This is a genomic window from Lactococcus sp. DD01 (assembly GCF_001578715.1).
Taxonomy (GTDB): Bacteria; Bacillota; Bacilli; order Lactobacillales; family Streptococcaceae; genus Lactococcus; species Lactococcus petauri.
Genome location: NZ_KQ968940.1, coordinates 123,873 through 131,873, shown reverse-complemented (window position 1 = coordinate 131,873; position 8,001 = coordinate 123,873). Strand labels below are relative to the sequence as shown.

Annotated in this window: 6 protein-coding genes; all 6 read right to left on the bottom strand. The window is 39.1% G+C overall.

All coding sequences use genetic code 11. From position 1 onward, the window contains the following. Nucleotides 1-13: 13 nt before the first annotated feature. Nucleotides 14-1,474: a basic amino acid/polyamine antiporter gene (locus LACDD01_RS08480; RefSeq protein WP_061414379.1), complete on the bottom strand. Its 1,461-nt coding sequence runs from the start codon at nt 1,472-1,474 to the stop codon at nt 14-16. 186 nt (nt 1,475-1,660) lie between these two features. Further along, on the bottom strand, nt 1,661-2,644 hold the full coding sequence (gene galE / locus LACDD01_RS08475) for a UDP-glucose 4-epimerase GalE (protein ID WP_061414378.1): 984 nt from the start codon (nt 2,642-2,644) through the stop codon (nt 1,661-1,663). Nucleotides 2,645-2,715: 71 nt separating this feature from the next. Then, nucleotides 2,716-4,194 (bottom strand): UDP-glucose--hexose-1-phosphate uridylyltransferase, encoded by a 1,479-nt coding sequence (gene galT / locus LACDD01_RS08470; protein ID WP_061414375.1) that lies wholly within the window; start codon nt 4,192-4,194, stop codon nt 2,716-2,718. Between the two features lie 11 nt (nt 4,195-4,205). Continuing rightward, a complete protein-coding gene (locus LACDD01_RS08465; protein ID WP_061414372.1) occupies nt 4,206-5,405 on the bottom strand; it encodes a galactokinase in 1,200 nt (399 codons plus the stop codon). Nucleotides 5,406-5,415: 10 nt separating this feature from the next. Continuing rightward, on the bottom strand, nt 5,416-6,444 hold the full coding sequence (locus tag LACDD01_RS08460; protein WP_061414370.1) for an aldose epimerase family protein: 1,029 nt from the start codon (nt 6,442-6,444) through the stop codon (nt 5,416-5,418). A gap of 52 nt (nt 6,445-6,496) precedes the next feature. Beyond that, nucleotides 6,497-7,894: a glycoside-pentoside-hexuronide (GPH):cation symporter gene (locus LACDD01_RS08455; RefSeq protein WP_061414365.1), complete on the bottom strand. Its 1,398-nt coding sequence runs from the start codon at nt 7,892-7,894 to the stop codon at nt 6,497-6,499. Between the last annotated feature and the right edge of the window lie 107 nt (nt 7,895-8,001).

Here is an 8,001-nt window from a genome sequence, read left to right as displayed (position 1 = left end):
TTTTTTACGTTATTTATAAGCCAAGTAACTCTCTTAAACCATAATGATTGCCAATCAAGCCAAAAGCTGCAAAGATAGACAAACCGATAATTACAAAAAGAACAATAATTTCTAAACGAGAAAGTGTCTTACCATTTTCTTTCTTCGCTAAGTAGTAGAAAATAAAACCAATTGCATAGAGAATCGAAGCCATCCAAACATACTGCCAGCCTGAAAGCCACAGCGCTAAAATTTGGAAAGCAAGGGCCACAAAGCCAATGACTATATTTTTTGTATTTTTTTCTTCAAGACCGTGTTTCATCATATATGCACCGACCAAAGCGTAACAGATCATGATACATGCTGTACAGAGGTACACCATTACATTATAAGCATTTGCGACATAAAAAGTAACGATGATGAAAAATTGAACAAAGATTTGTGTAAGCCAAAGAGAATTTGCAGGAGCGTTATGTTTATTTAAGCGCCCAAACCATTCTGGGAGTAATTTTTGATTGGCCAACTGTGTTGTGGATTCTACTGGAAGCATCGTCCATGATATCCAAGCCCCTAAAACGGAAACAACAAGACCACTGGCCATCAATGCGCCTCCAAAGCTACCAAGCATATCTTTTAGCATATAAACCATGCCTGGCGTTTTCATGGCAGCTAATTCTGCTTGATCATAATAGCCGAAAGGTAGGAGTGAAAGCAAGATGTAGATAAAAAGTAAAACGATAAGACCAATGATTGTCGCGCGGCCTGCATCAGATTTTTTCTTGGCACGATCGCCCATCATTGCCGCACCTTCAATCCCGACAAAGACCCAAATCATTACCATAAGAGAGCTTTTAACTTGATCGAGTAAGCCGCCAGCGGTCATTGACCCTTGAGCTTGAACCAAGCCTTGAGCATTTTCTGTAATATTGTTCCAAAAACCTGCAGTGAATACTCCTGCTTTGAACATGAAGATCCCTGTAATCATGAAAACAAAGATTGGGATTAATTTACAAACCAGAACAATGGTATTCACAATCGCTGCAGATTCGACCCCTTTACTCACCATCAAAGCTAAAAGCCAAGAAAGAATCGATACGGACACTACTGCAAAAACGCTTAGACTTCCATTTGCATCTGCAAATTTACCAGGGAAAAAGTAATCCATAGATATCATCATGAGCACGGCAAAGGCAATATTACCTAACCATGTGGACAACCAGTAACCCCACCCAGAAAGAAAACCTACCAAATCGCCAAAGCCTTCTCGCGCATAATCAGAAACCCCTGAAAGTTGTGGTTTGTTAATAATCAGATAGTTTAAGCTCAAGACAAGCGCTAAAAGCCCTAAACCAACGAAGAGCCATGCTACGATTACACCACCTGCAGTAGCTCCATTGGCTAAATCGTTGGAAAGGTTAAATACCCCACCACCAATAGCACTGGAGACAACGATGGAGACAAGGGCTATCAGCCCCATCCCTTTTTTATTTTCCATTTATTTTTCCTATAATTCCATTTTATTTATATTGAAATATTTTCTTAATATAACATTTTTTGCATTTTCATGCAACTTTCATCTGCTTTCAATCCTGTTTTCTTTATATTTTTACATTTTGAAGCGTTTTCTTACAAAAATAACGAAAAAGCAACCCAAATTAAAAGATTGCTTTTTCCATTTGTATTAATATCCATTTGGATGAGAGCTATGCCATTTCCAAGCATTCTCGATAATATATTCTAAATTATTTTTCACGTGCCAATCCAAGACTTCTCCTGCTTTCGTCGAGTCTGCCACCAACATATCTGGATCGCCAGGACGACGTTCTCCCATTTGTGATGGAATTTCTTTACCGGTAACACGGCGTGCAGTTTCCAAGACCTCAAGGTTAGAGTAGCCTTTTGAAGAGCCAAGATTAAACTGATCCGAAGCACCGCCCGCTTTAAGATATTCTAAGGCTTTGATGTGTGCTTCAATCAAATCTTCCATGTCAATATAGTCACGCACACATGTACCATCAGGTGTATTGTAATCATCGCCATAGATAGTGATAAACTCACGTTGGCCTAAAGCTGTTTGTAAAATAAGCGGAATCAAATGCGTTTCATTTTTATGTGCTTCACCAATGCTTCCGTCATGTTTAGCACCAGCAACATTGAAGTAGCGTAGTGCTACATAAGTCATATCCGTTGCCTCTGATTGCCACTTCATCATTTTTTCCATGATGAGTTTGCTTTCGCCATAAGGATTGATTGGTTTTTGTGGAGTTTTTTCAGAAATAGGGCTTTCTTCGGGTATTCCAAAAGTTGCAGCCGTACTCGAAAAGACAATATGCTTAATACCAAATTTTTCCATGGTTTCAAGAATAACCTGTGCCCCACCAACATTATTATTAAAATACATCAGGGGTTTTTGCATTGATTCACCCACCAATGAATAGGCACAAAAGTGCATTAAACCTTCGATATCTTTTTCTTTTGTAAAAACATCAGCCAAAAAAGCTTGATCGCGCACATCTCCTTCATAGAAGCGTACATCTGCTGGGACAGCTTCACGATGTCCTGTCACAAGATTGTCTACAACGGCCACATCATAACCACGTGATACTAGAATATCAACAGCATGGCTACCTACATAACCTGCGCCTCCAAGTACTAAGACTGTCATTTATTTATCCTCCATTACTTTGATGTACAAAGTTTTTAAATACTATTTATCAATCACTTACAAGTATAACCTTATTCATTTATAAAATCAATGAAGCGCTTAAACCCGGCATATCCTGCTTTGTCATCTTTAAATACTCCCGCGTCTTGCAATACTCTTGTAAAGACAGCTCCAACTGCTTCACGGACATACTCTGAGACATTTTCTTCAGTAACCCCCCCTTGATTTTTTAACTCTTGTGCCCAAGGTAAGTGCATATCTTTCATATGATGTGGCTTTCCTAAGAGATACTGTTCCACTTCTTGCAGTTCATTTTTCAATCGCGGAGGTAAAACAGCCAAACCCATGACCTCAATCAGGCCAATATTTTCTTTCTTGATATGATGCAGGTCTGCATGAGGATGAAAAATCCCATCAGGATATGTTTCATTAACATTATTGTCTCGCAAGACTAAATCCATCTCGTAAGCCCCCTCACGTTTACGAGCGATTGGCGTAATCGTATGGTGTGGCGTACCATCAGCAGAATGAGCAATGACATCAATGCTTGTATCCGAATACTGTTGCCATTTCTTCAAAATGTAGTCCGCAAGTGTCAAAAGCTGCCCTTTGTCCTCAGAAGACAAACGTAACACACTCATAGGCCAATTCACAATGCCAACTGCTACTTCTGGAAAAGCTTTAAAGGCTACTTGTTCTCTTAACTTAGCTTTAGCCATCGGAAATTCATGACGTCCTGCTTGATAGTGATCATGGGTCAAAATAGAACCCCCAACAATTGGTAAATCAGCATTGGATCCAATCATATAGTGAGGGAACAAATCCAAAAAGTCCAAGAGATTACTAAAAGATTGGCGATTAATTTTCATTGGCTTGTGCAAGTTGTTAAGCACAATTGAGTGTTCATTATAATAAGCATAAGGCGAATACTGAAAGCCCCATTCTTCATCCTGTAATTTTAAACGGATGAGGCGATGATTGCTTCGTGCAGCTTTATTCCCTCCACCATAAAGCCCTTCGTTTTCAATACAGAGCGCACAGGCTGGATAACTAGAATCCTTGACTAATTTAGCTGCAGCGATAGCTTTTGGATCTTTCTCCGGTTTTGAGAGATTGATTGTGATTTCTAAATCGCCATATTTTGAGTGATAATTAAAGGCGATATTTTTTGCGATATCTCTCGTCTTGACCTGATTAATTTCCTGAGTCAGTCCATAAAAATAATCTGTTGCTTTTTTAGGACTCTCTTGATAATTCTTCCAGAACTCACGATTAATTTGACTTGGTGTTGGGCTAATAAAGTCCATCAGAGCCGCTTCATAAAATTCTTCTTCTTCTGGCGAAAAAGCTTGATTGTCGCGTGCAAGGATCATGAGCTGATCCATTAAAGTTAGTGCATCATGTTCTTCTGTAACTTGTGGTTCGTCCCAATCGTTCATCCCCAAGAAATGGAGTAATTGATTACGCCAATATATTTTATCAAGCGTTTCAATTCGATGATTTTTTTCTGCTAAATTAATAAATTCTTGAACAGCTTGATATTTTTCCATTTTTACTTTTCCTACTCCACATCCAGTTTTGTTGATCCTGAACCAATTTGGGCGACATAAAAGCTTGCTGGATAGCCAACTACTTTTTCATATTCCGCTCCAACTGCTTCTTCAAAATCTGCGACTTTATCATGAGCGACTAAAGCAATTGCACAACCGCCAAAGCCTGCACCTGTCATACGTGCGCCTAATACACCTGCTTGTTTTTGTGCGGTTTCAGCCAGCGTATCAAGTTCAATCCCAGTCACTTCATAGTCGTCTTTGAGGGAAGCGTGTGAAGCATTAAGTAATTCACCAAACTTCGTCAAATTACCAGCAACAAAAGCTTTTTGTGCTATTTTTGTACGGTTATTTTCATATACGGCATGGCGCGCACGTTTAATCAGAGTTTCATCACCAATCAAGTCTGTATTGGCATCAAATTCCTCATTAGAAAGTTCACCCAGTGATTCAATAGCTAATTTACTTTGCATACGTTTCAATGCTTCACGTGTTTCAGCAAAACGCTCATTATATTTTGATTCTGTTAAAGCACGTGGTTTGTTTGTGTTCATGATGACAATATCATAATCACGTAATTCTACCGGCACCATTTCATACTTAAGAGTATTACAGTCCAATAAAATCGCTTTTTTCACTTCACCAAAACCAATCGCAAACTGGTCTAAAATACCAGAGTTGACGCCAATAAATTCATTTTCCGTTTTTTGTCCGAGTTGTACCAATTCCAAGCGTGGGACTTGTAAATTAAACAGGTCGTCTAAAACTACACCGACTAAAAGTTCCAAAGAAGCTGAAGATGATAAACCAGAAGCTGTTGGAATTTCACCATTGATAAGTAGTTCAAAACCTTTATCGATGGTATAGCCTGCATCTTGAAGCATCACTATCATTCCTTTAACGTAATTTGACCAACTGTCATCATCTTTTTCCTTGACCTCTGTTAAATCAAATTCGATAAGACCTGCTTCTGGAAAGTTTTGTGAAAAAAGTCGGATTTTTGTATCTTCACGTAAACGGGCCAAACCTGTTGTCCCAATTGTAATTGAGGCTGGGAAGACGTAGCCGCCATTATAGTCGGTATGTTCACCAATCAAGTTAATACGACCTGGCGAAAAGAAGTATTCCACATTTTCTGCATCCCCAAATACTTTTTCAAAACTGTTTGTTAATGCTGTTAAAACTTTACTGTTTTCCACGATTGTTGTCATTTTCTTTTCCTCATTTTTTCTCTTCTTTATGAAGTTTATAAATTGTTTTTGAATAGTATTTCTCACCTGCTTTGAGTGTGATATCACCCAACTCCGGAATTTGTTGACTGCCTGGCGCCACTTGGGTTTCAAAAGTGATTCCGCCATGATTTACTTCTTTTTTCCCTTGATACACTGCACCAGATTCGCCAAAATTTGCTGAAAAAATAACAATACTTGGACAATCAGTATAAACAGAGATACTTAACTCTTCAAAGCTTAAACGTGCTTGCTCCTTCTCTATGCTTGGCTCATCTAAAAGGAAAGGATGATCAAGGCCATCAACCAAAATCACTTGCTCCATAGTACTTTGAAAGACTTCCGATAGCCTTTTGCCTGAACGCAAATCTAAGTCTGTACCCGCTAACTCCGCTATATCTCCACGTACTACCTCGCTCTTGTCTAACAAAGGAACAAAACGAGAGGCGCCTAAACGCAAGAAATGGTTGTCTATACTTTGAGCTACATCTCCGGACAAATTAAAGTAAACATGACCTGTAGGGTTAAACACCGTGTCTTTATCAGAAACGGCATCATATTCAATGGACCAAGCGCCATTTTCATCAAAACTGTGAGTCACAGTAACTTGTATCTGTCCTGGATAGCCATTTTCACCATCGTTTGACGTCAAGTAAAATTGAACTTTGGCTTGTTCTGCTTCCTGAAAAACTTCAAACTGCCAGAGTTTACTTTCAAAGGAATCTTGCCCTCCATGTAAGGTTTGCGCAGCTTCATTTTGTTGCAATTGTACGTTCTTGCCTGCTATCTTCACTTGACCGTTTTTGATACGGCCAGCTGTTCGGCCAATTGTGGCACCAGGATAGTTATCTTTTTCGACATATTCTTGTGTAGAATCAAAGCCCAAAACGATTTTCTTACCATTGACTGTCCAATCCACAATTCGGGCACCGTAATTGCTCAATGAGAGCGTATCTCCTGCCTTGTTTGTTAAACAAATCAAATGCGCGCCTAAGCCAAAGTCTTTTGTTGTTATTTCCATAATTCACCTGTCTTTAAATAAGGAGAGCTAGCGTCACCGCTAGTCCTTATCTTTATTTTAATTTATTTTCGAGTTCCGCAACAATTTCTTTATGACGTTTCTCTGTTAATTTTACCTTAAGAAGATAAATCGTGAGTGAGATAATCATCAGAACGGCTGGAAGAGCGAAGGCATAAAGCTTAAAGGTCGTTACCCCGTAAACTTTATGTGGATCAAAAGTTGAACCGGTCATACCAGCTGCAATCGCCACAAACCCAAAGATCCCATTTGAGAAAGCACCAGCAATTTTATCCAGTAACGGACGCATTGCCAAAGTGACTGCTTCATTACGCACACCATTTTTCCATTGACCATATTCTACAGAGTCTGTGATTGTCATCAAAACTGATAAGAACACAAGCTGATAAGGTGTAGTCAGAAAGATAAGACCGAGAATTGTCATTGGCACTGAACTTCCAAAGATAAAGAAAGCATAACCGACAAGCATCGAGAGAATTGCACCTGTCAAAACTTTACGACGGCCAAATTTCTTCGCTAAGACAGGGAACAGTGGTACTAAGACGATAGAGCCGATAAAGCCGACAATCCCTGTAATTGAATACAGTGCAGCTTGTCCTAAAACGAAGGTAAACATCAAAATCAAAGTTGCTGTTGTTGCGACATAGGCTAAAGCAAACAAGATATAAGACAATGACAACCACATCAGCTGATCATTTTTCAATAAAGCTTTAAACACATCAATGGTTGTTGTTTTTTGTGATTGTTGACGGATAACAGAATCCTTTTCTTGGGTACCCCAAGCTGTAATTAAGGCTGTTCCACCTGAAACAATCGCAGCAATGACACCAAATGCAAACCAACCTGATGCACCTTGGGCATGGTGCCCCGTCATGAGTTGAGTGAATCCATAGGTAATCGGGATAACGAGAATAGTTGTTCCTTGAGCACCAATAGCTGAACCAAAACGGGCAAATGTTCCGAGTGACTCACGTTCTTCATTCTTTTCAGAGAGCGCAGGAATCATTGACCAAAAGGCAATGTCCTTGAAGGAATAAAAAGCATCCAGAATGACAAAAGAAATGATAAAGACAATAATAAATAAGGTTGTATTTGAACTTTTGGCTAATCCAAAGAAGTCTGAAAACATCAATACAATCATTACAGATGATATTAAACCGCCAGCAACCAACCAAGGTTTAAATTTTCCCCAACGCGTGCGTGTGTTGTCAATAATACTCCCAATAATGGGATCAAAAACAATTTCTACCAATCGAATAATGACGACAAGTGATGTCACAAGGGCAATCATTTCATCTTCATGTTCACTACCTGCAAACATTTGACTCGTAACAAAAGCAATAAAGAACACGCTAATTGCTGCATAATAGGTATCGTGACCCAAAGCACCTAAAGCATACGAAATTCTTTGTTTCATTTTTCCTCCCTCCATCGGGAACCTCCTTTTTCGATTTCCTTACACCGAAATCGCTTACATTAATATGATAGCATTTTCTTATTTGGAAAAGTTTCCCATTGGGTAAAGAAGGCAGGAAATAC

Coding starts and splice junctions, on each gene's coding strand:
- LACDD01_RS08480 (WP_061414379.1), bottom strand. CDS start 1,474: ATGGAAAATAAAAAAGGGATGGGGCTGATAGCCCTTGTCTCCATCGTT.
- galE (WP_061414378.1), bottom strand. CDS start 2,644: ATGACAGTCTTAGTACTTGGAGGCGCAGGTTATGTAGGTAGCCATGCT.
- galT (WP_061414375.1), bottom strand. CDS start 4,194: ATGGAAAAATATCAAGCTGTTCAAGAATTTATTAATTTAGCAGAAAAA.
- LACDD01_RS08465 (WP_061414372.1), bottom strand. CDS start 5,405: ATGACAACAATCGTGGAAAACAGTAAAGTTTTAACAGCATTAACAAAC.
- LACDD01_RS08460 (WP_061414370.1), bottom strand. CDS start 6,444: ATGGAAATAACAACAAAAGACTTTGGCTTAGGCGCGCATTTGATTTGT.
- LACDD01_RS08455 (WP_061414365.1), bottom strand. CDS start 7,894: ATGGAGGGAGGAAAAATGAAACAAAGAATTTCGTATGCTTTAGGTGCT.